Raw genomic sequence first — 22,442 nt, forward strand, 5'->3', positions numbered from 1 at the left:
GCGGCGCGGCCCGGTGTTGCGACGAGCGCGGGCGCGAATGCGCGCCCTGTAGCAAACTGGCCGGCTGCTTCGCTTTCATCATCCATCCGCCCCATGACCCAAGCTCCTCCCGCCCTCGAAGTCCTCCCCCGAGACCTCTCCGCCTACCGCAAGGGCAACGTAGGCGTCGACTACGTGCACCGCTTCGAGTCCGGCAAGCCCGGCCCGCACGTGCTGATCAACGCGCTCACGCACGGCAACGAGATTTGCGGCATGACGGCGGCCACGCACCTGCTCGACAACAACGTGCGCCCGAAGACCGGCACGCTCACCGTGAGCTTCGCCAACGTGGCGGCGTACGAGTCGTTCAACGAGGCGCTGCCCTTCGACAGCCGGCAGCTCGTGCACAACCTCAACCGCATCTGGTCGCCCGAATGGCTCGACGGCACCGAAGACAGCCCCGAGCTGAGCCGCGCGCGCATCCTGCGCCCGGTGGTGGAGGCGGCCGACCACATCCTCGACATCCACTCGACCAGCCAGCCCGTCGTGCCTTTCTGGGTGTACCCGGCCTTCGAGCGCAACGCCAAGGTCGCGCAGGCCATCGGCCGCCCCTCGGTGCACCTCGTGATGCCCGACGGCCTGGGCTCGGGCACGCCGCTCATCCAGTACGGCAGCCACGGCGGCCCCGATGGCAAGGGCGTGGCGATGGTGGTCGAGTGCGGCCAGCACTTCCTGCGCTCGGCCTCCGACCTCGCCACCGCCGTCACGTATGACTTCCTCGCCTACTTCGGCCTCGTCGACAAGGACCCGGCGAGCCCGCCGCTCGAGCCGCAGCGCCGCTTCCAGCTGTTGCAGACCTACGTCATCAAGTCGCCGGACTTCGCCTTCGTGCGCCCGCTGATCGGCTTCGAGACCTTCGCCAAGGGCGAACTGATCGCGACCAACGGCGAGGAGGAGATTCGTGCGCTGTGCGATGACTGCACGATCTTCATGCCAGCGCAGCGCACGATCGTGGGGCGGGAGGCGGTGTATCTGACCAAGCCGATCTGATACCCGGCGTCCCCACGCCAACCAGGGGCACGGGGGCTCAGTTTTTCAACAGCCGCACGATCTGCTCGCGAAGCGACGGCAAATCGTGCTGGACGGTTTGCCAGACAAGGGTGTGATCGATGGTGAAGTAGCCGTGGGAAAGCGCGTTGCGCATCTCGTAGGCGAAGCGCCATGGAACAGCGGAGTGGGCCGCCGCGAATTCCGCGTGATGCTTCACGATGTTGTTGCTGGCTTCGCCGATGACTTCCAGGTTGCGCACCACCGCGTCCTGGGTCTTGCGATCGGCCAGATAACTGTCGGCTGTAGCGCCGCTCGTGTAGTCGCGGATGCTGTCGATCGCTTGCAGGATGTGACCTAGATAATCCGCCACCCGTTGCGGATCTCTTCGGCTCATACCGGCACAGCCTCGCGCAGCACCTGATCGCGAAACTTGGGAGGCAGGCCGTTGGGCGTGAGTACGTCCACTTCCATGCCCAGCAGGCTCTTCAGCTCATGCCTGATGGCCCCGATGTCCATGAGCGTGGTTTGCGCCGTGGGTTCCACCAGTAGATCGAGGTCGCTGTCGGCGCTGTCCTCGCCGCGCAATGCTGAACCGAACACTCGCACGCTGCTGACGTGATGGCTCAATGCGATCTCGCGGATGCGATCACGATGCAGCGACAGGGCTTCGGAGGGGCGCATGGAGCCGAGTGTAATGTTTGGCTGCTCCAGGGCCCTCAGACCGCGAGGCTGGTCGGTCAGCCAGCCAGTCAGCAGATCAGCAGGTGCCGGGGCTTGTCCACGGTGCTGTAGTCCGCATGCCAGTAGTGCGGGTCGTCGCAGGGGCTGAAGACGGCCTCTGCGCTGGCGTGGCGGTTGTCGAAGTGCCTGTCGAGCGTGATGTGCACGGAACCGGTGTCGGGCCAGTCGGTGCCGGCGTCGCAGACGCGATTTCCCGAGGCGACCTCGGCCGCGACGATGGCCTGCAGCGCAGGGTGCAGGCGCTCGTTGAGCAGCGCAAGGATGTCTCGCCGGCTGCCGGGACGGATCGACGTGGCGAGGCAGGCTTCGGTGAAAGCGGGGGCGGCGGACATCGTCGCGGCGGTTCCGTGTCAGGCCGCAATGAACAACGCCGGATCCACCATCGCCCGGTTCAGCATCACCGACCAGTGCAGGTGCGGCCCCGTCACCCGCCCGGTCGCGCCCACGCCGGCGAGCTGCTCGCCGGTCTTCATCACGTCGCCCACCTTCACGTCGATGCGGCTGAGGTGGCAGTACATCGTCAGCAGGCCGCCGCCGTGGTCTAGCCAGACGGTGCCGCCGTTGAAGAAATAGTCGCCCGTATCGATCACCTTGCCGGGCATTGGCGCGAGCACCGGCGTGCCGGTGCCGGCGGCGATGTCCATGCCGCTGTGCGGATTGCGCGACTGGCCGTTGAACACGCGGCGCAGGCCGAAGGAGCTGGAGCGGCGGCCGGGCACCGGTACGCGCATCTTCAGCACGGTGTCGGGGCGCATGTCGGTGAGGGTGGCCGTCACCACGGCGAGGTGCTCGCGCTCCTTGACGTAGCGGGCCTCGTCCTCAGGCGAGAGGTCGACGGTGCGCGGAGCCACGGTGAGGCGCTGTTCGCGGTATTGCTTCGGGGCGACCGTGTAGGCGATCTGGCGTTCGGGCTTGCCTTCGGTGCGCACCGTGATGCGGGCTTCGCCGGGTTCCGTCGTGAGGGGAATGCCGACGACGGCGGTCCATTCGATGGTGTCGCCGAGCACCAGCACGGGGATGTCGCCCGAGAAGGCCTGGGGCCGCTTGGCCGACGGGCCCAGCGACAGGCGGGCCACGCCGCCCGGCACCTGCGATGCGTGGGGCCACACGTCGGGTGCCGCCGCCGGTTGCTTCTTCGCCTTGGCCTGGGTCGCAGCGCCGGCATGCATCGTGGCGAGGAGGCCGACGGTGCCGAGGACGGCGCTGCGGCGGTTCAGGGCGAAAGCGGCGAAGTCGCGAGGAGGAGCGGGTATGTGCTTCATTGAGAAAAAGGCAGTGGTTCGGTTGGATGAGGGGAGGGCCGCGCTATTCGCGCCAGGTTCCCGGCGCCAGTCCTTCGAGCGTATGCGGCCCGATTGCGGCGCGGATCAGCCGCAGCGTTGGCAGCCCCACGGCCGCCGTCATGCGCCGCACCTGCCGGTTGCGGCCCTCGCGGATGCCCAGTTCGATCCACGCTGTGGGAATGCTCTTGCGCTCGCGGATGGGCGGCTGCCGTTCCCACACTTCGGGGGGCGGATCGAGCAGCCGGGCGCGAGCCGGGCGAGTGGGGCCGTCGTTGAGCTGCACGCCCGAGCGCAGGGCGGCGAGCACCTCTTCGGTCGGCTCGCCTTCGACCTGCACCCAGTAGATCTTCTCCATCTTGAAGCGCGGGTCGGCGATGTGCGCCTGCAGCTTGCCGTCGTCGGTGAGCAGCAGCAGGCCCTCGCTGTCGGCGTCGAGCCGGCCGGCGACGTAGACGCCGGGGATGTCGATGAACTCCTTCAGGCCGCGCCAGCGGCCTTCGGGCGTGAACTGGCTGAGCACGCCATAAGGCTTGTTGAAGCGGATCAGCCGCGAGGAAGAGGACGATGAACGAGAAGAAGGGCTCGGACGATTCATGTGCCGACAGGATAGCCCGGGTCTGTCCTGCAACCTCCGGCGGCCGGCGAGGCTCCAATGGACCTGTTCACTCGAGACACAGGGAATCCGGTATGACGACCACGATGCGAAGCTCCATCCAACTCGCCTGCGCGGCGATGGCCAGCCTGCTGCTGGCGGCGTGCAACAGCACGGCCATCCGCGTGGGCGGCGCGCCCGAGGCCAGCGCGAAGAACTGCGTGGCGGCGGCTGCGCGCGAACTCAGGGTGCCGCCGGGCAGCATCGCGGCCGACAAGGGCAGCACGCCGCGCGACGGCGTCTACACGGTCAACCTGAAGGTCGGGCCGCAGGGAAGATCCGCCGTGTGCACCACCGACGAGAACAGCGCGGTGATGGGCGTGGTCTACAAGCGGCCCGAATAGAGGCTGCCGGTGGGGCTTACTTGCCCCAGCTGTCCCGCATCCCGGCCGCGCGATTGAACACCGGCTTGCCGACGGCGCCGCTGGCCTTCGCGTCGAGCACGAAGTAGCCGTGCCGCTCGAACTGGATGCCGACGCCGGGCTCGGCCTTGGTCAGCGAGGGCTCGACGAAGGCCGAGCACACTTCCAGGCTGTTCTTGTTCAGCTCTTCCAGCAGTTCGCCGCTGCCCGGGTTGGCGGCGGCAAACAGCCGTTCGTACAGCCGAACCTCCGCCGGCACCGCGTCGGCGGCCGCCACCCAGGTGATGTTGCCCTTCACCTTGATCGCGTCGGCGCCGGGGGTGCCGCTCTTGGTGTCGGGCACCAGCTTGGCCTGCACTTCGACGAGCTTGCCATCTGCGTCCTTCGTGCCGCCGATGCACTCGATGACGTGGCCGTACTTCAGCCGCACCTTGTTGCCGGGGAACAGGCGGAAGAAGCCCTTGGGCTGCACTTCTTCGTAGTCGGTGCGCTCGATCCAGACCTCGCGGCCAAGCTTGAACTCGCGGTGGCCCATTTCGGGGTGGTGCGGGTGCACCGGGGCGGAGCAGTCGTCGAGCGCATCGTCCCCGCCCATCAGCTCGCCCCAGTTGGTGATGACCAGCTTGACCGGGTCGAGCACCGCCATGGCGCGCGGTGCGACGGGGTCGAGCGTGTCGCGCAGCGCGGCTTCGAGGCTGGCGTAGTCGATCCAGCCGCCCGACTTGGTGGTACCGCTGCGTTCGCAGAACAGCCGCAGCGCCTCGGGCGTATAGCCGCGGCGGCGCAGGCCGGCGATGGTGGGCATGCGCGGGTCGTCCCAGCCGTCGACGTATTTCTCTTCGACCAACTGGCGCAGTTTGCGCTTGCTGGTGAGCACGTGGGTCACGTTCAGGCGTGCGAATTCGTACTGGCGCGGGTGCGGGCTGGCGACGAGGCCGCCTTCGGCGAGGCGGTCGAGCAGCCAGTCGTAGAAGGGGCGCTGGTCTTCGAACTCGAGCGTGCAGATGCTGTGGGTGATCTGCTCCAGCGCGTCCTCGATGGGGTGCGCGTAGGTGTACATCGGGTAGATGCACCACTTGTCGCCGGTGTTGTGGTGGTGGGCCCGGCGCACGCGGTACAGCGCGGGGTCGCGCATGTTGATGTTGGTGCTGGCCATGTCGATCTTGGCGCGCAGGATGGCGGCGCCGTCGGCCACCTGGCCGTCGCGCATGGCGCGGAATCGCGCCAGGTTCTCTTTAGGCGTGCGGGTGCGGAAGGGGCTGTCGGTGCCGGGCGTGTTGAAGTCGCCGCGGTTCGCGCGCACTTCCTCGGCCGTTTGCTCGTCGACGTAGGCGAGGCCGGCGCCGATGAGGTATTCGGCGGCCTCGTACATGAAGTCGAAGTAGTCGCTCGCGAAATACTCGTGCGGCTGCAGCGTGCCGGGGGCGCAGGGGCGGTCGGCCAGGTAGGTCTCGTAGCCGAGCCACTTCACCGCGTCGCGGATGGAATCGACGTATTCCTGGTCTTCCTTCTCGGGGTTGGTGTCGTCGAAGCGCAGGTGGCTCACGCCGCCGTATTCCTTGGCCAGCTCGAAATTGAGCCAGATGCTCTTGGCGTGGCCGATGTGCAGGTAGCCGTTGGGCTCGGGCGGGAAGCGCATGCGCACCTTGGCCGGATCGGCCATGCCCTGCGCATGATGAGCGGCGTTGCCGGGCGATCCGCCCCACTTGCGGCCAGAATAAGCACCCTGTGCGAGGTCGTTCTCGATCACATGGCGCAGGAAATTGCTCGGGGCGGCGGTTGTTTTGCTACCGTTTTTGTCGGTCGGGGAGGTCATCGTTGCATTTTAGGGTGCACCCCTTATGGGTTACCTTTGGCAACTTTCTTCACAATGCCGAGTGCACCCTCTTTGCATTTGCCGCGTTCAATACACCACATGGGCGGTTCATACCCGAACGCAGCCCGACCATACAAGGAGTGCAGGATCATGAACTTCACGCGTTCAACCTTTTTCAAGTGGGCCGCCGCGGGCGTCGTGGCAGCCGGTGCTTTGTTTGCCGCCACTTCGGCCAGCGCCCGCAGCGATGTGAGCTGGTCGATCGGCGTCGGCGTTCCGGGCGTGGCAGTGGGCGTGGGCAGCCCGGCCTACTACCCGGCCCCGGTCTACACGCCGCCGGCACCTGTCTATTACGCGCCGCCGGCTCCCGTCTACTACGCGCCGCCGCCGCCGGTGTACTACCGTCCGGCCCCGGTCTACTACGGTCCGCCGGCCTATTACGGCCCGCGCTACTACGGTCGTGGCTACTACCGCGGACATGGCCACTGGCGTTAAAACGCCACGGCAATCGTGACTGAATGAAAAAAGCCGGCTCCGAAAGGGCCGGCTTTTCTTTGGGCGCTCGCCCGCCTGATTTCACATGGCGCGAAAAAGATGGGCGTAGAGCCGGCTGACCGGAATCTTCTCGGCCCGCCCTCGCAGCATCAGGTGCAGCTTGCCGGCCTCGTCGCGGTGCACCGATTCGATGGCCGAGCTGCGCACCACCACCGCCCGGTGCACCTGCCAGAAGGTGTCGGCGTCGAGCTGGGGCAGCAACTGCTTCAGCGGGGTGCGGATCAGGTACTCGTGCGCGGCGGTCAGCACGCGCAGGTATTTGTCGGCCGCCTCGAAGTAAAGAACTTCGTCGATCGGCACCATGCGCACCGTGCTGCCGCCGGCGTCGCTGGCGGCGATCATGCGCAGGGGAGCCGGCGCGGCCGAAGCGGCTCCGGCCCCGGCGGCCCCCAGCACCTGGCGCCATTGGGCGAGCGTCTGCTCCAGCGCCGCGTCTGCCAGCGCGGGCGTGGGCGCCGGCTGGCGCGCGGCCAGCGCCTGTTGCAGCCGGCCAACGGTCTTGCGCAGGCGGTCGGGCTGAACCGGCTTGAGCACGTAGTCGATGGCCTGTGCCTCGAAGGCGCGGGCGGCGTATTCGTCGTAGGCCGTCACGAACACCAGTTGCGGCATGGGCGCCTCGTCGGTGGGCCAGCTGTCGGCCAGTTCGGCGGCGGCTCCCAGCCCGTCGAGGCCGGGCATGCGGATGTCGAAGAACAGCACCTGCGGCAGCAGCCTCAGCGCCTCGCGCACGGCGCTTCGGCCGTCGCCGGCGGTGGCGACGATCTGCAGCCCGCGCCATGCGGCGGCCAGCTCTGCCTTGAGGGCCTGGGCGAGCAGGGGTTCGTCTTCTGCGATGAGGGCGGTCGGGTTGGTCATCTTGTCGTTGTTGTCGTGTGGGCTGTTCGCATTCAGGCCGGTGCCGGAAAGCTCAGCGTGGTGCTGGTGCCGCCACCGGGCGCAGGCCCGATGCTCATGCGGCCCTGCGCACCGTAGACAGTGGCCAGCCGCTCGCGAACCTGCTCCAGCCCGAAGCCGCTGCCTTCCGAAGGCGGCGCCGCGCCGAGGCCCACGCCGGTGTCGTTCACCTCGATCACCAGCTGTCCGGCTTCCGTGCGCGCGCGCACGACGATCTCTCCGCCTTCCACCTTCGGCTCCAGGCCGTGGCGGATGCTGTTCTCCACCAGCGGCTGCAGCAGCAGCGGCGGCACCGGCACGTCGCGCAGGTCGGCCGGCAAGTCGAGCGTGTAGCGCAGCCGGTCGCCCATGCGCACCGACATCAGCTCCAGATAGTCGCCCAGCCGCTCGAATTCGGCCGACAGCGGATGCGAGAGCGCGCGCGAGCCGCTGAGCGTCATGCGCAGGTAGCTGTTGAGCCGGTCGAGCATGGCCACGGCGCGCGGCGGATCGACGGTGATCAGCACGCGCAGGTTGGCCAGCGTGTTGAAGAGCATGTGCGGCTCCAGCTGCGTCTCCAGCAGCTTCAGCCGTGCCTCGGTGGCGTTGCGCTGGGCCAGCTCGATCTGGCTCTGCATGTGCTTGCTCTTGCCGAGGCTGTAGAAGAAGAAGCACATGCCGACGGTCGCGATGAGGGTGATCGTGACGCCGGTGGCCAGCTTGTGGCCCCTGATGTCGAGAAAGTCGTACCGGGGCGCGCCGAACAGGGCGTCGCCGATGAGGTTGCCCACCACGAAGCCGACCGTCGCGCCAGCCGCGACCAGCACGAATCCCCACGGCCACCTGGGCCACAGCGATTCGCCGTGCCCGCTGATCAGGAGCCGGCCGATGTCGATGAACAGCCAGCTCACGGTGCCTATCGCCAGCGAATAGACAAGGTGGCCGGCCCAGTTGTCGCCGCCCGTGATGGTCATCGCGGTGGCGATGAGGCAGCAGAAGACGGCGGTGATCAGCCCATGCCGCAGCATGGACTTCAGGTTCTCGAGCCTGAACCTGCCGGGAACGTCGGCCGCGGGCTGGACCAGGCTCATCCGTGGTTCCGCGAGCCCAGCGCGCGGCGCTCGCGCTCCACCAGCCGGTCGTAGAAGCCGCCGCCGGGCGCGATGAACCAGATCACCGCGCCATGGATCAGCAGCCCCAGCCCCCAGCCCATGAGCGGATACATCGCCCAGCTGCGGCCGTTGGCGGCCGAGATGGCGACCAGCCCCAGGTTGACCAGCACGTAGACGAAGGCATGGACGTACCAGCCCATCTTGGCGCCGGCGCGGCGGCGGGCGAGGCGCTCGATGTCGGAGCGGGAGGAATCGGACGATGCGTAGGAAGTCATGACAGCTCCTTGTATTGGACAGGAATGAAATCGGCGGCGGCAACGGCAGGCTGGCCGGCCGGCGCCGCCTGCAGGGCCGCGCGCTGGCGCAGCTCCTCGGTCGTGTCGCCGGGGCCGTCGGGCTTCCAGCCGGGCGGCTTCACGAGATAGCCGACGAAGGCGCGCACCGAGCGGGCCGAGGCGAGGTCGCGAAAGAGAGCGCGCCACTGGCCGAACTCGATCTCCAGGATGTTGTGCGTGGTGACCGGGTTGACCAGCCCGTAGCGGCAGGGCACGTCGGCGCGCTCGGGAATGTAGGTGCCGAACAGGCGGTCGAACACGATCAGCACGCCGCCGTAGTTGCCGTCCAGGTATTCCAGGTTCGAGGCGTGGTGCACGCGGTGGGCCGAGGGGGTGTTGAGCACCCATTCCAGCGGTCCGAGGCGCGGGATCCAGGTCGCGTGGATCCAGAACTGGTACAGCAGGTTCAGCGTGAGCATCAGCAGGATCACCCGCGGCGGCATGCCCAGCAGCGGCGCCAGCATGAAGAAGGCCAGGGTGCCGGTGAGGCGGCCGGTCCAGCCGAAGCGGTAGGCGGCCGACAGGTTCAGCTGGTTCGGCGAATGGTGGATGGAATGGGTGCACCAGAACCAGCGCACCCGGTGCGCCGCGCGGTGGTACCAGTAGTAGCAGAACTCCTGGCCGATGAAGCAGGCGGCCCAACCGGTCCAGTGGTCCATCGGCAGGGTGAAGAGGCGGTGGGCGTAGAACCAGTCCATCGCGCCGGTCCAGAAGGCCAGGGGCAGCAGCCAGCGCAGGGGGTATTCGCGCACCAGGAAGTCGAACACCGAGACGCCGGCGGCCTTCCAGTCGTAGCTGCGCCAGCCGTTGCGCCATGAGAGCACCAGGGCCTCGGCGAAGGAGGCGGCGAGCACCACCGTGACGGATATCTTGAGGATCAGCAAGAGCGCGTTCATGGCGGCGTGTCTTCTTCTGGAAGTCGTGGCCCGGGAATATTAGGCGGCGCGGGCGGCGGCCGACATAGCGTCAGTGCGGATGGCCAGCTTCCACAGGCGCACCGCGCGGGCCACGAAGACGCCGCTGAACGCGCCGTACAGCACGGGCACCGCAATGGCGAAGGCGGCCTGCTGGCGCAGCTCGGGGTGCAGGACCAGCGCGACGGCCACTACGTACTTGGTCAGGAAGATGGCCATCATGAGCATCAGCGGCACCGGGCTGCCGGCCACCTGGAACTGGCGCGCGGCCGCGTCGTATCGGGTGGCGGCGGGCAGCGGGCGCTGCAGCACCAGCGCCGCCATCGCGGCCGCGGCGGCGGCCCAGCCCAGCAGGGCGCCGAAGGAATCGCCGAAGGCCGAAACCACGCCGTAGACCGACAGGCCGCCCATGGCGAGGGGCATCAGCGTCACGCGGGTCAGGCTCACCTGGTTGGTCAGCAGCTGGCGGGCGCCGAGCCACAGCAGCAGGAAGAAGACGGCGAACACCCACTTGGGCGTGTGAAGGATGATTTGCATCAGCATGGCGGCACTCCGTGGAAGGTGAAGGAAAACTGAAAAGACTGCGGGGATGGGATCGATGGGTTGGACTGTGCCGATGCCCGCCCGCCCCGGCCACCGGCGTGCGACGGAATGCGCGCAGGCGGCGCGAATTGCAGCCCGGCAGCGCGAATTGCGGGGTTTCGAGCGGGTTTGGGGAAACTTCGAGGAGGCTCTGAGGAGACATCGAGGAGGCCGCAAGAGGCTCCCGTTCAGCTTTACCGTCGCTTTACGGCCCAGCAAAGAGCCGGACTACCATCCGCGCTGTACTACGCTGGTCCGCACCTCTGCACCCTTCGCACGCACCGTCCATGGAACAAGAAAAACCAACCGAGCCTCTGCCTTCCACCGTGTCCCCCACGCATCCGACGGTACGCAGACGCCGCTGGATGGGCAGCCTGCTGGCATTGCTGCTGCTGGCGGTGCTGGGCGGCGGCGCCTGGTATCTGGTCCAGCGCTCGAAGATGCCGGCCGCCGGCCCCGGTGCGGGCCCGGGCGCCGGGCGGCAGGGCGGTCCCGGAGGTCCGGGCGGCCCGGGTGGGCGTGGCGGCGGTGGCGGCGCGGCCTCCAGCACGGTCGGCATCGCCACGGCCCGGCAGGCCGACATTCCGGTGCAGCTCGAGGCGCTGGGCACCGTCACGCCGCTGGCGAACGTGATCGTGCAGCCGCAGGTGTCGGGTGTGCTCACGGCCGTGCTCTTCCAGGAAGGGCAGATGGTCAAGAAGGGCGACGTGCTGGCCACCATCGACCCGCAGCCCTTCCAGAACGCGCTGGACCAGGCCGCCGGTGCCCGCCAGCGCGACGAGGCGCAGCTCGCGGCGGCGCGCGTGACGCTGCAGCGCTACCAGACCCTGCTGGGCCAGGACTCCATCGCCCGGCAGGACGTGGACACCCAGGCCGCGCTGGTCAAGCAGCTCGAAGGCACGGTGGCCATCGACCGCGCCAACGAGAACACCGCCAGGCTCAACCTCGCCTGGAGCCGCATCACCGCGCCGGCCAGCGGCCGCATCGGCCTGCGCCCGGTGGACGCGGGCAACTACATCTCCACGGGCACCACCAACGGCGTGGCGACCATCACGCAGATCGCGCCCATCGACGTCGAATTCGCCATTCCGCAGGACCGCGTGCCCGAGGTGCAGGAGCGCCTGGGCCAGGGCGCGAAGCTCGACGCCACCGCCTTCGACCGCACCCGCACGCGGCGGCTGGCCGACGGCACCTTCTCCACGCTGGACAACCTGGTCGACACCGCCACCGGCACCGTGAAGGCCAAGGCCCGCTTCTCCAACGCCGACAACGCGCTGTTCCCCAACCAGTTCGTCAATTTGCGGCTGCTGCTGCGCACGGTGAACAGCGCAGTGGTCGTGCCCGTCACGGCGCTGCGCCACGGGCCCAACGGCGACTACGTCTATGTGCTGAACGACGACAGCACGGTGTCGCAGCGTCCGGTGACGCGCGGCGAGTCGAGCGTGGACAACGTGGCGATCATGTCCGGCCTGAAGGCCGGCGAGCAGGTCGTGACCGAGGGCGGCGACCGGTTGAAGGACGGCGCGCGGGTGCAGACCCAGGTCGACCGGCCGGCCGGCGCGGCGTCGGCACCCGCCGGCGGTGCGCGCGGCGGGCGCCGGCATGGCGGTGCTGGCGGCGCCAACGGTGAGGCGCGGCCGAAGGGCGAGGCTCCTGCGACACCCGCGACACCCGCGACACCGGCTGCGCCGTCGGCTGCAACGGCTCCCGCTGCTCCGGCCGCCCCGTCCCCGGCCGAATCAGCCCCGGCGCCTGCGAAGCTCCCGACCGCCGAGCAGCGCCAGCGCATGCTCGACTCGGCCAAGGACAACCCCGAGCAGCTCGAGCGCCGCAAGCGCTTCCTTGAAGCACTCGACCGCGGCGATCCGGCGGCATTGGAGCGCTGGCAGCGCATGTCCGAAGGCCGCGGCGAAGGCGGACAGGGCAGGCGCGGCCCATGACGAGCGGCGCTGAACGCAATCGCGCGGAGGCTTCCCGGTGAGTCCGTCCCGTCCGTTCATCCTCCGGCCGGTGGCGACCTCGCTGCTGATGGTCGCCATCGTGCTGGCCGGCCTGGTGGCGTTTCGCTTCCTGCCGCTGTCGGCGCTGCCGCAGGTCGACTACCCGACCATCCAGGTGCAGACGCTCTACCCCGGGGCCAGCCCCGAGGTGATGAGCAACACCGTCACCGCGCCGCTGGAACGGCAGTTCGGCCAGATGTCGGGGCTCGACCGCATGAGCTCGACCAGCGCCGCGGGCGTGTCGATCATCACGCTGCAGTTCTCGCTCGGCCAGACGCTGGACGTGGCCGAGCAGGAAGTGCAGGCCGCCATCAACGCCGGCGGCTCGCTGCTGCCGGCCGACCTGCCGGCGCCACCGGTGTACGCCAAGGTCAACCCGGCCGACGCGCCGGTGCTCACGCTGTCCATCACCTCCGACACGCTGCCGCTCACCGACGTGCAGAACCTGGTCAACACCCGGCTCGCGCAGAAGATCAGCCAGGTCTCGGGCGTGGGGCTTGTGTCGCTCAGCGGCGGGCAGCGCCCGGCCATGCGCATCCAGGCCAACACCCAGGCGCTGGCGGCCAACGGCATCGGGCTGGACACGCTGCGCACGGCCATCTCGGCGGCCAACTCCAACGGCGCCAAGGGCAGCTTCGACGGGCCCAAGCGCGCCTACACGATCAATTCGAACGACCAGCTGATGACGGTCGACGACTACAAGAACCTGATCGTCTCGTACAAGAACGGCGCGCCGATCCGCATGGTCGACGTGGCGCAGGTGGTCAGCAGCGCCGAGAACAACCAGCTCGCCGCCTGGGCCGGCAACAAGGCCGACGGCACGACCAGGCTCTCGCCCGCGATCATCATGAACGTGCAGCGCCAGCCCGGCGCCAACGTGATCGCCACCGTCGACGCCATCAAGCGGCAGTTGCCCGAGCTGCAGGCCGGCCTGCCCGCCGGACTGAAGATCGAGGTGCTCAGCGACCGCACGGCCGGCATCCGCGCCTCGGTGCAGCACGTCGAGATGGAGCTGGTGCTGGCCGTGGTGCTCGTGGTGCTGGTGATCTTCGCCTTCCTGGGCAGCCTGCGCGCCACCGTCATCGCCAGCATCGCGGTGCCCATCTCGCTGATCGGCACCTTCGGGCTGATGTACCTGCTGGGCTACAGCCTCAACAACCTCAGCCTGATGGCGCTGACCATCGCCACCGGCTTCGTGGTGGACGACGCGATCGTGATGATCGAGAACATCGCGCGATACATCGAGGAGGGCGAGAAGCCCCTGCAGGCCGCGTTCAAGGGCGCCACGCAGATCGGCTTCACCATCATCTCGCTGACCGTGTCGCTCATTGCGGTGCTGATCCCGCTGCTGTTCATGGGCGACGTGGTGGGCCGCCTGTTCCGCGAGTTCGCGGTGACGCTGGCCATCACCATCCTGATCTCCGCCGTGGTGTCGCTCACGCTGGTGCCGATGATGTCGGCGCGATGGCTCAAGCACGAGGAGAAGAAGGAGCCCTCGAACAAGGGCTTCGGCGCGCGCGCCCAGCGCTTCTTCGGCGGCGTGATGGTGCGGTACGACCGCTCGCTGCACTGGGTGATCGAGCACCAGGCGCTCACGCTGCTGGTCGCGCTGCTGACGCTGGTGCTGACGGTGGTGCTCTACCTTTCGATCCCGAAGGGCCTGTTCCCCACGCAGGACACCGGCCAGCTGCAGGCCCGCGTGCAGGCCGCGCAGGACGTCTCGTTCGAGCGCATGTCGCAGCTGCAGAAGCAGGCGGCCCAGGCCATCCTCGAAGACCCGGCGGTCGAGAACCTCAGTTCTTTTGTCGGCGTCGATGCCGCCAACAACACCATGCTGCACACCGGCAGCATGCTCATCAACCTGGCGAAGAGCCGCGACAGCCGGCAGGAAGTGATGGACCGCCTGCGCGAGCGCGTGCGGCAGGTGGCGGGCGTCACCCTCTACCTGCAGCCGACGCAGGACCTGACCATCGACGCCGAGACCGGCCCCACCGAGTACCGCATGTCGCTCGAAGGCGTCGACAGTGCAGCCGTCACCGAGTGGATGAAGAAGCTCGTGGCCAAGCTGCAGGAGTCGAGCAAGGTGCGCAACGTGAGCAGCGACGCCGGTGCGCAGGGCCTCGCCGCCTTCGTGAACGTGAACCGCGACACCGCGGCGCGGCTGTCGATCACTGCGAGCACGGTGGACGACGCGCTCTACAGCGCCTTCGGCCAGCGCATCGTCTCGACCATCTTCACCGAGACCAACCAGTACCGCGTGATCCTCGAAGCCCAGCCCGGCATGGTGAACACGCCGCAGACGCTGGGGCAGCTGAGCCTGATCGCGGGCTCGGGCACGGCCACGCCGCTGTCGGCCATCGCGCAGATCTCCGAGCAGCAGGCGCCGCTGCAGATCACGCACGTGGCGCAGTACCCGGCGAGCACGCTGAACTTCGACACAGCGCCCGGCGTCTCGCTCGGCGCATCGGTCGACGCCATTCGCGCCGCTGCCAAGGAAATCGGCCTGCCCAGCAGCCTGACCATGACCTTCCTGGGCGCTTCCGGCGCCTATGAGAAGTCGCTGTCCAACCAGCTGTGGCTGATTCTTGCGGCGGTCGTCTGCGTGTACATCGTGCTGGGCGTGCTGTACGAGAGCTACGTGCATCCGCTGACGATCCTGTCCACGCTGCCCTCGGCGGGCGTGGGCGCGCTGCTGGCGCTGATGATCACCGGCAACGACCTGGGGGTGATCGGGATCATCGGGATCATCCTGCTGATCGGCATCGTGAAGAAGAACGCGATCATGATGATCGACTTCGCCATCGATGCCGAGAGGACTCAGGGGAAGTCTCCTCGGGAGGCGATTCACCAGGCTGCTCTGTTGCGGTTTCGGCCTATCTTGATGACTACGTTGGCGGCTTTGTTTGCTGCTGTGCCGTTGATGTTGAGTTTTGGGGATGGGGCTGAGTTGCGTAGGCCTTTGGGGTTGGCGATTTTTGGGGGGTTGATCGTCAGTCAGCTGCTTACTCTGTTCACTACGCCTGTTATTTATCTGGCGTTTGATCGGTTGGGTGGGGGGAGCTCGCGGCGGGTTGAGGTTGAGGAGGAGGCGGTTTGATCTTGTTCGCCTCTGGTTGTTTTGCTTTCCGAGGCCGGGTCTCGCCCCGGCGGGCGACCTACTTTCTTTTGCTTCGCCAAAAGAAAGTAGGCAAAGAAAAGGCGACCCTACTGTCTGTGTCCCTTCGCTTCGCTACGGGCAACCTGCGGTGCTCGGCGCAGGAGGGGGTCCGCAGAACTCGCTTCGCTCAAACAGCTGCGGCCCTGATCCCTCCCGCGCCTGCGCTCCTCGGCACAGCCAGAAGGGAGTGGGACGCGCCATCGCTTCGCTCGGCGTCTGAACAGCCTCCGCGGGCCTTCGCTTCGCTCGGCTGCGCGCCCGATTCCGGCGACTCCGACACCGACACCGACACCGACACTCACACCGTCGCTCCCTCATTCCAAGCACAGCAAGCGCAAAGCGCTTGCTGTGCCTTGGTGGCCGAGCGCAGCGATGGCCCGCAGGTCTTCAATCCCCTCTGGCTGCGCCGAGGAGCGGAGCGTTTCGCGGATCAGGGCCGCAGCTGTTTGAGCGAAGCGAGTTCTGCGGACCCCGCGAAACGCGAGCACCGCAGGTTGCCCCGTAGCGCAGCGAAGGGGTCGCAGACAGTGGGGTCGCCTTTCTTTTGCCTACGTTTCTTTGGCGAAGCAAAGAAAAGTAGGTCGGCCGCCGGGCCGAGACCCGGCCTCGGGAAACAAACCCTCAGCATGCTCCCAGAAGGAGCAGCGAGATGAATCTCTCCCTACCTTTCGTCCGCCGCCCCATAGGCACAGTCCTACTGACCATAGGCGTAGCCCTGGCCGGCATAGCCGCATTCTTCGTCCTCCCAGTCTCCCCCCTCCCGCAGGTCGACTACCCAGTCATCTCCGTAAGAGCCGCGATCCCGGGCGCCAGCCCAGAAACGATGGCCACCAGCGTAGCCACCCCGCTGGAGCGCCACCTGGGCACCATCGCAGGCGTCAACGAAATGACGTCCACCAGCTCGGTAGGCTCCACCCGCGTCACGCTGCAGTTCGACCTCAGCCGCAACATCGACGGCGCGGCCCGCGAGGTGCAGGCAGCCATCAACGCCAGCCGCATCGACCTGCCCGCCACGCTGCGCAGCAACCCGACCTACCGTAAGGCCAACCCGGCGGCGTCGCCGGTGATCATCCTGGCGCTCACGTCGAAGACGAAGACGCCTGGCCAGATCTACGACGCCGTCTCGAACATCGTGAGCCAGCGCCTCTCGCAGGTCGACGGCGTGGGCGACGTGGAGATCGGCGGCGGCTCGCTGCCTGCCGTGCGCATCGAGCTGCTGCCGTTCGCGCTCAGCCGCTACGGCATCAGCACCGACGACGTGCGCGCCGCCATCCAGGCCTCGAACGCCAACCGGCCCAAGGGCATGGTGCAGGGCGAGGGGCGCAAGCTGCAGATCTATACGCAGACGCCGGCCCTGCGCGCCAGCGACTACGCGTCGATGGTCATCGCTTGGCGCAACGGCGCGGCGGTGCGGCTGCAAGACGTGGCGGAGGTGATCGACGGCGTGGAGGACACGCGCACGCTGGGCCTCTTCAACGGCGAGCCGGCGATCATCGTGCTGATCACGCGGCAGCCTTCGGCCAACATCATCGAGACGGTGGACAGCGTGCGCGCGCTGCTGCCCGAGCTGCAGGCGCAGCTGCCGCCGGACGTGACGCTGCAGGTGGCGTCGGACAGCACCAATTCCATCCGCGGCTCGCTGCGGGAGGTGGAGCTCACGCTGGTCATCTCCGTGATCCTGGTGGTGCTGGTGGTCAGCCTGTTCCTGCGCAGCGTGCGAGCGACGATCGTGCCGGCGGTGGCGACGGTGGCGGCGCTGCTGGGCACCTTCGGGGTGATGTACCTGCTGGGCTTCAGCCTCAACAACCTGAGCCTGATGGCGCTCACGGTGGCCACCGGCTTCGTGGTGGACGACGCGATCGTGGTGCTGGAGAACACCAGCCGGCACATCGAGTCGGGCATGACGCGCATGAAGGCGGCGCTGCTGGGCGCGAAGGAAGTGGGCTTCACGGTGCTGTCGATCAGCGTGTCGCTGGTGGCGGTGTTCATCCCGCTGCTGTTCATGGGCGGGCAGGTGGGGCGGCTGTTCCGCGAGTTCGCGGTGACGCTCTCCGCGGCGGTGCTGATCTCGCTGGTGATCTCGCTGACCACCACGCCGATGATGTGCGCCTGGATGCTCAAGCCCGGCGGCGAGCACGACAGGAACAAGCCGCAGGGCAGGCTGGGCCGCATGGCCGCGCGCAGCTACGACTGGGTGCTCAAGCGCTACGAGAGCAGCCTCGACTGGGCGCTCGACAGCAAGGCGCTGGTGATGCTGATCCTGGTGGCGGTGGTCGGGCTCAACGTGTACCTTTTCAGCGCGGCGCCCAAGGGCTTCTTCCCGCAGCAGGACAGCGGCCAGCTCAACGGCGGCCTGCGCGCCGACCAGAGCATCTCGTCGCAGGCGCTCGCAGAGAAGCTGCGGCAGGTGGTCGACATCATCCGCAAGGACGAGGCGGTCGACACCGTGGTGGGCTTCACCGGCGCGGGCCGGGCAGGCGGCGGCTTCATGTTCGTGAACCTGAAGCCCGCCAGCCAGCGCAAGGACAGCGGTCTGGCGGTGATCGCGCGGCTGCGCCCGCAGCTCAACCAGGTGACCGGCCTGCGCGTGTTCCTGGGCACCGTGCAGGACGTGCGCTCCGGCGGCCGCGCCAGCAACTCGACCTACCAGTACACGCTCAAGAGCGACAACGTCGCCGATCTGCGCACCTGGGCCGTGAAGCTGTCCGACGAACTGAAGACGCAGCCGGTGCTGACCGACATCGACACCGACCAGGACCAGAACGGCGTGGAAACGGTCGCCAAGGTCGACCCCGACAGCGCGCGCCGGCTGGGCCTGACTTCCACGGCCATCGACAACGCGCTCTACAACGCCTTCGGCCAGCGGCAGGTGGCCACTATCTACACCGAGCTGAACCAGTACCACGTGGTGATGGAGTGGGCGCCGCGCTACACGCGCAGCCCGAACTCGCTGGCCGACGTGTACGTGCCTGCCACCAAGACGTCGGTGGTGGGCGGGCAGACCGTGACCACGCAGGTGGCGGCCAGCGGCACGTCGAGCTCTTCTTCGTCGTCATCGTCATCGTCATCGACGGCGTCGAAGTCGTCTTCATCGTCGACGTCCTCGGCGTCCTCCACGGCCAGCGTGCCGGTCTCGGCCAACGCGGCGCTGCGAAACGCATCGACCGGCAACGTGCTGAGCAACACGGCCACGGCGCTCGTGCCGCTGTCGGCGGTCGCGAAGTTCGAGGAACAGTCGGTGGCCACCTCGGTGAGCCATGAAGACGGCGAGCTGGCCACGACCATCTCGTTCAACCTCGCCGAAGGCGCCAACCTGGGCGACGCGCGCGAGGCCATCGCCAAGGCCGAGGCCAACATCGCGATGCCGACCAACGTGCGCGGCTCCTTTGCCGGCACGGCGGCGAGCGCGCAGCAGTCGCAAGGGCAGCAGGCGATGCTGATCCTGGCGGCGCTGATCGTGATCTACATCGTGCTGGGCATCCTGTACGAGAGCCTGGTGCACCCGATCACGGTGCTCTCGACGCTGCCTTCGGCCGGCGTGGGTGCGGTGCTGGCGCTGCTGATGTTTCGCATGGAGTTTTCCATCATCGCGCTGATCGGCGTGTTCCTGCTGATCGGCATCGTGAAGAAGAACGCCATCCTGATCATCGACTTCGCGCTCGAAGCCGAGCGCTCGCGCGGGCTCACGCCGCTGGAGGCGGTGCGGGAGGCCTGCCTGCTGCGCTTCCGCCCGATCCTGATGACGACCATGGCGGCCGCGCTCGGCGCGCTGCCGCTGGCCATCGGCTTCGGCGAGGGCGCGGAGCTGCGCCGCCCGCTGGGCGTGGCCATCATCGGCGGGCTCATCGCTAGCCAGCTGCTGACCCTGCTGACGACGCCGGTGGTCTACCTGCTGCTCGACAAGCTGCGCCGCCGCGGCAAGCATGAGCACGAACTGAGCAAGGTCGCGCCGCAAGCCTGAGAACGACATCGCCATGAACGCATCGCCTTTTCCTTATTCCCTTCGCCCCTTTCGCCCCTTTCGCGCATGCCGCTTCCGGCTCTCGGCGCTTGCCGTGGCCGCGGTGCTCGCGGGCTGCGCGGTCGGCCCGCGCTATGAGCAGCCGACCACCGCGGCCTCCGTCAACTGGAAGGAGCAGAAGGCGGCCGAAGGCTGGCTGCCCGCCGCGCCGGCCGATGCGCTCGACCGCGGCGAGTGGTGGAAGCTCTTCGGCGACGCCAAGCTCGACGAACTGGCCGGCCGCGTGCAGGTGTCGAACCAGAACATCGCCGCGGCAGTGGCCAACTACTCGCAGGCCCAGGCGCTGGTGCGCGGCGAGCGGGCGGCGCTGTTCCCGTCGGTGTCGCTGGACGGCAGCGGCAAGCGCTCGGGCACGGTGGGCGGCAGCAGCACGTCGAGCCCGGCCAACGCCTTCTCGGCCACGCTGGGCGCCAGCTGGACGCCGGACGTGTGGGGCCGCCTGCGCGAAGCCGTGAGCAGCGCGCAGGCGAACGCCCAGGCGAGCGAGGCCGACCTGGCCGCCGCGCGCCTGTCGGCCATTGGCGACCTGGCCACCAGCTACTTCTCGCTGCGCGAGGCCGATGCGGAAATCGTGCTGCTCGACGAAACCATCCAGGGTTATCAGCGGGCCTTCGAGATCACGAGCAACCGCTACGCCGCCGGCATCGCCGCGCAGACCGACGTGCTGCAGGCGCAGACGCAACTCGTCAACGCCAAGGCCGAGCGCGTCGGCCTGCAGCGCACGCGGGCCACCTATGAGCATGCGATTGCCGCGCTGCTGGGCGTGGCGCCGGCCGACTTCAGCCTGCCGGCCGCGCAATGGACGCCCACGGTGCCCGGCGTGCCGCTGGGCGTGCCCTCGACGCTGCTGCAGCGCCGGCCCGACATCGCCGCCGCCGAGCGCTCGGTGGCGGCGGCCAATGCGCAGATCGGCATCGCGCGCGCGGCCTACTTCCCCAACATCAGCCTCACGGCTTCGGTGGGCAGCAACGCGAGCCGCGTGAAGGACCTGTTCGGCTCCGCCAACTCGCTGTGGTCGCTGGGCCTGTCGGTGGCGCAGGTGGTGTTCGACGCGGGCGCCATCGCCGCGAACGTCGATTCGGCCAAGGCCGCCTATGAGTCGAGCGTGGCGCGCTACCGCCAGACCGTGCTCACGGCCTTCCAGGCGGTGGAAGACCAACTCACCGCGAGCGCGGCGCTGGCCGAGCAGGAGGGCTTTCGCCGTGAGGCTTCGGCCGCGGCCGACAAGACCGAGCAGCAACTGCTGAACCGCTATCGCGCCGCGCAGGTGAGCTACACCGACGTGGTCACCGCGCAGGCGGCCGCGCTGAGTGCGCGGCGCACGCTGGTGCAGCTGCAGGTCAGCCGCCAGACCACGGCCGTCGCGCTGATCCAGGCGATGGGCGGGGGCTGGCAGGCGGAGTGGATGGGCGGGGGCAATGCCGGTGCGCAGGCAGCAGCAACCCAGCCCGCCGCTCCCCGCACGCAGTGAGCGGCTGATCGATGTGGAGGAGGGGCCTAAATGAGGCCCGTCCTCCGGCTCGCCATCGGCGGCGCGCGCCGGTGCTCAGTTCAATGCGCCGTACGGTCGATGGTGTGGCCCAGGTAGTCCTTGTCGGTCACGAGCACCCACAGCGCGAGCACCAGGATCACCGCGGCGACGAGCACCGCATTGACCATCGCCGTCTCGTTGCCGCGGAAGCCGAGCACCCAGGGCGACACCGCGAGCCAGGCCGCCAGCGCGACCTCGGTCCATTCTTCCCACTGCCGTGGCACGAAGGTCGCACCCAGCGCCACCGCGCCGAGCACGATGCCCGTCGCCACCATCGTCCACATGGCGGCCGTCATGCCCGAAAAGCCCAGGACCCAGGGCGAGACGATCAGCCAGGCGCCGGCGGCGGCGTTGACGGGGTCTTGCCAATGCTTCAATTGCTTCATGGTCATAGCCTCCTGTCGCGACAAGGCGCCGCGACAGTTTTTTGACTCGCACTGCGGGGGAGGGGTTCCTGCCGGCGGGGCGTGGCGCCTAGAGTGGCAACTCCAATGTTTCCCACTTGCGCAGCATGGTCACCTGGCGGCGGAGGTAGTCGGTGGGCATGGCCTGGGAGCCCCAGACGGGGATGCGGCCGGCGTACTCGCCCAGCAGCCAGAACTGGCGCGCCGCCATGAAGCGGGGGATGGCGGCGAGGTCGGCTTCGGACATGGGCCGAGCCTCGCGATAGGCGCGGATGAAATGGCGCCATCGCTGCGCGGCCTTGTCGCTCAGGACCTCATCGTCCGCACGGGGATACAGCACCCATGGATAGACCGCCAGTTCGTAGGAGAGGTAGCCGGGGCCTGCCTCGTCGAAGTCGAAGAACGCGGCCTCGCGCAGCCCCTGCGCCTCTGTGCTGACGATGAAGTTGTTGCTGCCATGCGCGTCACCGTGGCACAGCACCTGGCTCAGTTCGCCGAGCGCCAGGATGGCGGCATGCAGGCGCTCGCCGAGTTCCTCGAACTGCGGGCGCAGCTCGGGCGTCATGGTCGGCACGCGCAGCAGGCCTTGCAGCGGCCGTAGCAGCAGGTAGTCCAGGTCCAGCCGGTAGATGCTCGCCGGGCCCCGGTAGCTTTCGCCCGCGGTGTGCAGGGCTGCGAGTCCGCGGGCGAAGGCTTCGATGTCGGGAGCGGCGTCGCCGGTGAATTCGCCGGACAGGTGCTCGAACAGCATCAGCGCACGCGGGCCTTCGGGCAGCGGCGCCTCGATGGCGATCTTGCCGTCGGCGGTCGGCACGCAGCGTGAGACGCGGCAGCCCGAGCGGGCCAGGTGGTCGAGCGCGGCCGCCTCGAACTGCAGGTTGGGGCCGCCGCGGGGTCGATCGGCGCTCAACCGCGCCACCACGCGGCGCCCTTCGGCAAAGCCCAGCCGGTAGACCTGGTTGAAGCTGCGCCGCAGGAACTCGCTCTCGACCACCTCGCCCAGGCCGTAGCGTTCCTGCACGAGCATCGCGATGCTCGCGGCGGTCGGCGTGGATTGCGCGATTTCCAGTTTCAT

The 22,442-nt window shown here is 68.3% G+C and carries 20 protein-coding genes; 7 read left to right on the forward strand and 13 right to left on the reverse strand.

The annotated features are described in order from the left end of the window. Window positions 1-93: 93 nt before the first annotated feature. A complete protein-coding gene (locus FHT32_RS12305) occupies window positions 94-1,029 on the forward strand; it encodes a succinylglutamate desuccinylase/aspartoacylase family protein (protein WP_176664900.1) in 936 nt (311 codons plus the stop codon). Between the two features lie 37 nt (window positions 1,030-1,066). Here FHT32_RS12305 and FHT32_RS12310 read toward each other — a convergent pair whose 3' ends face one another. The 5 genes from FHT32_RS12310 to FHT32_RS12330 all read right to left on the reverse strand — a co-directional run bounded on the left by FHT32_RS12310 (window position 1,067) and on the right by FHT32_RS12330 (window position 3,648). After that, window positions 1,067-1,423: a DUF86 domain-containing protein gene (locus FHT32_RS12310; protein WP_176664901.1), complete on the reverse strand. Its 357-nt coding sequence runs from the start codon at window positions 1,421-1,423 to the stop codon at window positions 1,067-1,069. Then, complete coding sequence (locus tag FHT32_RS12315) at window positions 1,420-1,710, reverse strand: nucleotidyltransferase family protein (RefSeq protein ID WP_176664902.1); 291 nt, start codon at window positions 1,708-1,710, stop codon at window positions 1,420-1,422. The genes FHT32_RS12310 and FHT32_RS12315 overlap by 4 nt, the downstream gene beginning before the upstream one ends. A 68-nt stretch (window positions 1,711-1,778) precedes the next feature. Continuing rightward, on the reverse strand, window positions 1,779-2,102 hold the full coding sequence (locus FHT32_RS12320; RefSeq protein ID WP_176664903.1) for a hypothetical protein: 324 nt from the start codon (window positions 2,100-2,102) through the stop codon (window positions 1,779-1,781). 18 nt (window positions 2,103-2,120) lie between these two features. Further along, window positions 2,121-3,032 carry a M23 family metallopeptidase gene (locus FHT32_RS12325; RefSeq protein WP_176664904.1) on the reverse strand — a complete coding sequence of 304 codons (912 nt, stop codon included), beginning with the start codon at window positions 3,030-3,032 and terminating at the stop codon, window positions 2,121-2,123. Between the two features lie 43 nt (window positions 3,033-3,075). Continuing rightward, a complete protein-coding gene (locus FHT32_RS12330; protein ID WP_176664905.1) occupies window positions 3,076-3,648 on the reverse strand; it encodes a pseudouridine synthase in 573 nt (190 codons plus the stop codon). Between the two features lie 92 nt (window positions 3,649-3,740). Here FHT32_RS12330 and FHT32_RS12335 point away from each other — a divergent pair, with 92 nt between their 5' ends. Continuing rightward, window positions 3,741-4,049, forward strand: a complete 309-nt coding sequence (locus FHT32_RS12335) for a hypothetical protein (protein ID WP_176664906.1) — start codon at window positions 3,741-3,743, stop codon at window positions 4,047-4,049. Between the two features lie 16 nt (window positions 4,050-4,065). Here the strand turns inward: FHT32_RS12335 and FHT32_RS12340 are convergent, their stop codons facing one another. After that, window positions 4,066-5,883, reverse strand: coding sequence for a glutamine--tRNA ligase/YqeY domain fusion protein (locus FHT32_RS12340; protein ID WP_176664907.1), 1,818 nt, complete (start codon window positions 5,881-5,883; stop codon window positions 4,066-4,068). 150 nt (window positions 5,884-6,033) lie between these two features. Here FHT32_RS12340 and FHT32_RS12345 point away from each other — a divergent pair, with 150 nt between their 5' ends. Next, on the forward strand, window positions 6,034-6,378 hold the full coding sequence (locus FHT32_RS12345) for a hypothetical protein (RefSeq protein WP_176664908.1): 345 nt from the start codon (window positions 6,034-6,036) through the stop codon (window positions 6,376-6,378). A gap of 81 nt (window positions 6,379-6,459) precedes the next feature. On the opposite strand, the gene FHT32_RS12350 is transcribed toward FHT32_RS12345, so the two are convergent. The 5 genes from FHT32_RS12350 to FHT32_RS12370 are packed head-to-tail and all read right to left on the reverse strand — an operon-like array spanning window position 6,460 to window position 10,215. Then, window positions 6,460-7,293 carry a LytTR family DNA-binding domain-containing protein gene (locus tag FHT32_RS12350; protein WP_176664909.1) on the reverse strand — a complete coding sequence of 278 codons (834 nt, stop codon included), beginning with the start codon at window positions 7,291-7,293 and terminating at the stop codon, window positions 6,460-6,462. 32 nt (window positions 7,294-7,325) lie between these two features. Continuing rightward, on the reverse strand, window positions 7,326-8,402 hold the full coding sequence (locus FHT32_RS12355; RefSeq protein WP_371132169.1) for a sensor histidine kinase: 1,077 nt from the start codon (window positions 8,400-8,402) through the stop codon (window positions 7,326-7,328). Continuing rightward, window positions 8,399-8,698, reverse strand: coding sequence for a 2TM domain-containing protein (locus FHT32_RS12360; RefSeq protein ID WP_176664910.1), 300 nt, complete (start codon window positions 8,696-8,698; stop codon window positions 8,399-8,401). Before FHT32_RS12360 ends, FHT32_RS12355 begins: the two co-directional genes overlap by 4 nt. Beyond that, window positions 8,695-9,654 carry a sterol desaturase family protein gene (locus FHT32_RS12365; protein WP_176664911.1) on the reverse strand — a complete coding sequence of 320 codons (960 nt, stop codon included), beginning with the start codon at window positions 9,652-9,654 and terminating at the stop codon, window positions 8,695-8,697. The genes FHT32_RS12360 and FHT32_RS12365 overlap by 4 nt, the downstream gene beginning before the upstream one ends. Before the next feature lie 39 nt (window positions 9,655-9,693). Next, window positions 9,694-10,215: a DUF6622 family protein gene (locus FHT32_RS12370; protein WP_176664912.1), complete on the reverse strand. Its 522-nt coding sequence runs from the start codon at window positions 10,213-10,215 to the stop codon at window positions 9,694-9,696. A gap of 326 nt (window positions 10,216-10,541) precedes the next feature. Here FHT32_RS12370 and FHT32_RS12375 point away from each other — a divergent pair, with 326 nt between their 5' ends. The 4 genes from FHT32_RS12375 to FHT32_RS12390 all read left to right on the forward strand — a co-directional run bounded on the left by FHT32_RS12375 (window position 10,542) and on the right by FHT32_RS12390 (window position 20,903). Continuing rightward, the gene (locus FHT32_RS12375; protein ID WP_176664913.1) at window positions 10,542-12,194 is read left to right on the forward strand and encodes an efflux RND transporter periplasmic adaptor subunit; all 1,653 of its coding nucleotides are present in this window, start codon (window positions 10,542-10,544) and stop codon (window positions 12,192-12,194) included. A 37-nt stretch (window positions 12,195-12,231) separates the two neighbouring features. Beyond that, window positions 12,232-15,351, forward strand: a complete 3,120-nt coding sequence (locus FHT32_RS12380) for an efflux RND transporter permease subunit (RefSeq protein ID WP_176664914.1) — start codon at window positions 12,232-12,234, stop codon at window positions 15,349-15,351. Window positions 15,352-16,060: 709 nt separating this feature from the next. After that, the gene (locus FHT32_RS12385; protein ID WP_176664915.1) at window positions 16,061-19,372 is read left to right on the forward strand and encodes an efflux RND transporter permease subunit; all 3,312 of its coding nucleotides are present in this window, start codon (window positions 16,061-16,063) and stop codon (window positions 19,370-19,372) included. A 13-nt stretch (window positions 19,373-19,385) separates the two neighbouring features. After that, window positions 19,386-20,903 carry an efflux transporter outer membrane subunit gene (locus FHT32_RS12390; protein WP_176664916.1) on the forward strand — a complete coding sequence of 506 codons (1,518 nt, stop codon included), beginning with the start codon at window positions 19,386-19,388 and terminating at the stop codon, window positions 20,901-20,903. Between the two features lie 80 nt (window positions 20,904-20,983). Here the strand turns inward: FHT32_RS12390 and FHT32_RS12395 are convergent, their stop codons facing one another. Both FHT32_RS12395 and FHT32_RS12400 read right to left on the reverse strand, forming a co-directional pair. Further along, window positions 20,984-21,349, reverse strand: a complete 366-nt coding sequence (locus FHT32_RS12395; protein WP_176664917.1) for an SPW repeat protein — start codon at window positions 21,347-21,349, stop codon at window positions 20,984-20,986. 88 nt (window positions 21,350-21,437) lie between these two features. Continuing rightward, on the reverse strand, window positions 21,438-22,442 hold the full coding sequence (locus FHT32_RS12400; protein WP_176664918.1) for a phosphotransferase enzyme family protein: 1,005 nt from the start codon (window positions 22,440-22,442) through the stop codon (window positions 21,438-21,440).

It is taken from the genome of Variovorax sp. SG517, from assembly GCF_013376045.1.
In the GTDB taxonomy this organism is placed as follows: domain Bacteria; phylum Pseudomonadota; class Gammaproteobacteria; order Burkholderiales; family Burkholderiaceae_C; genus Variovorax.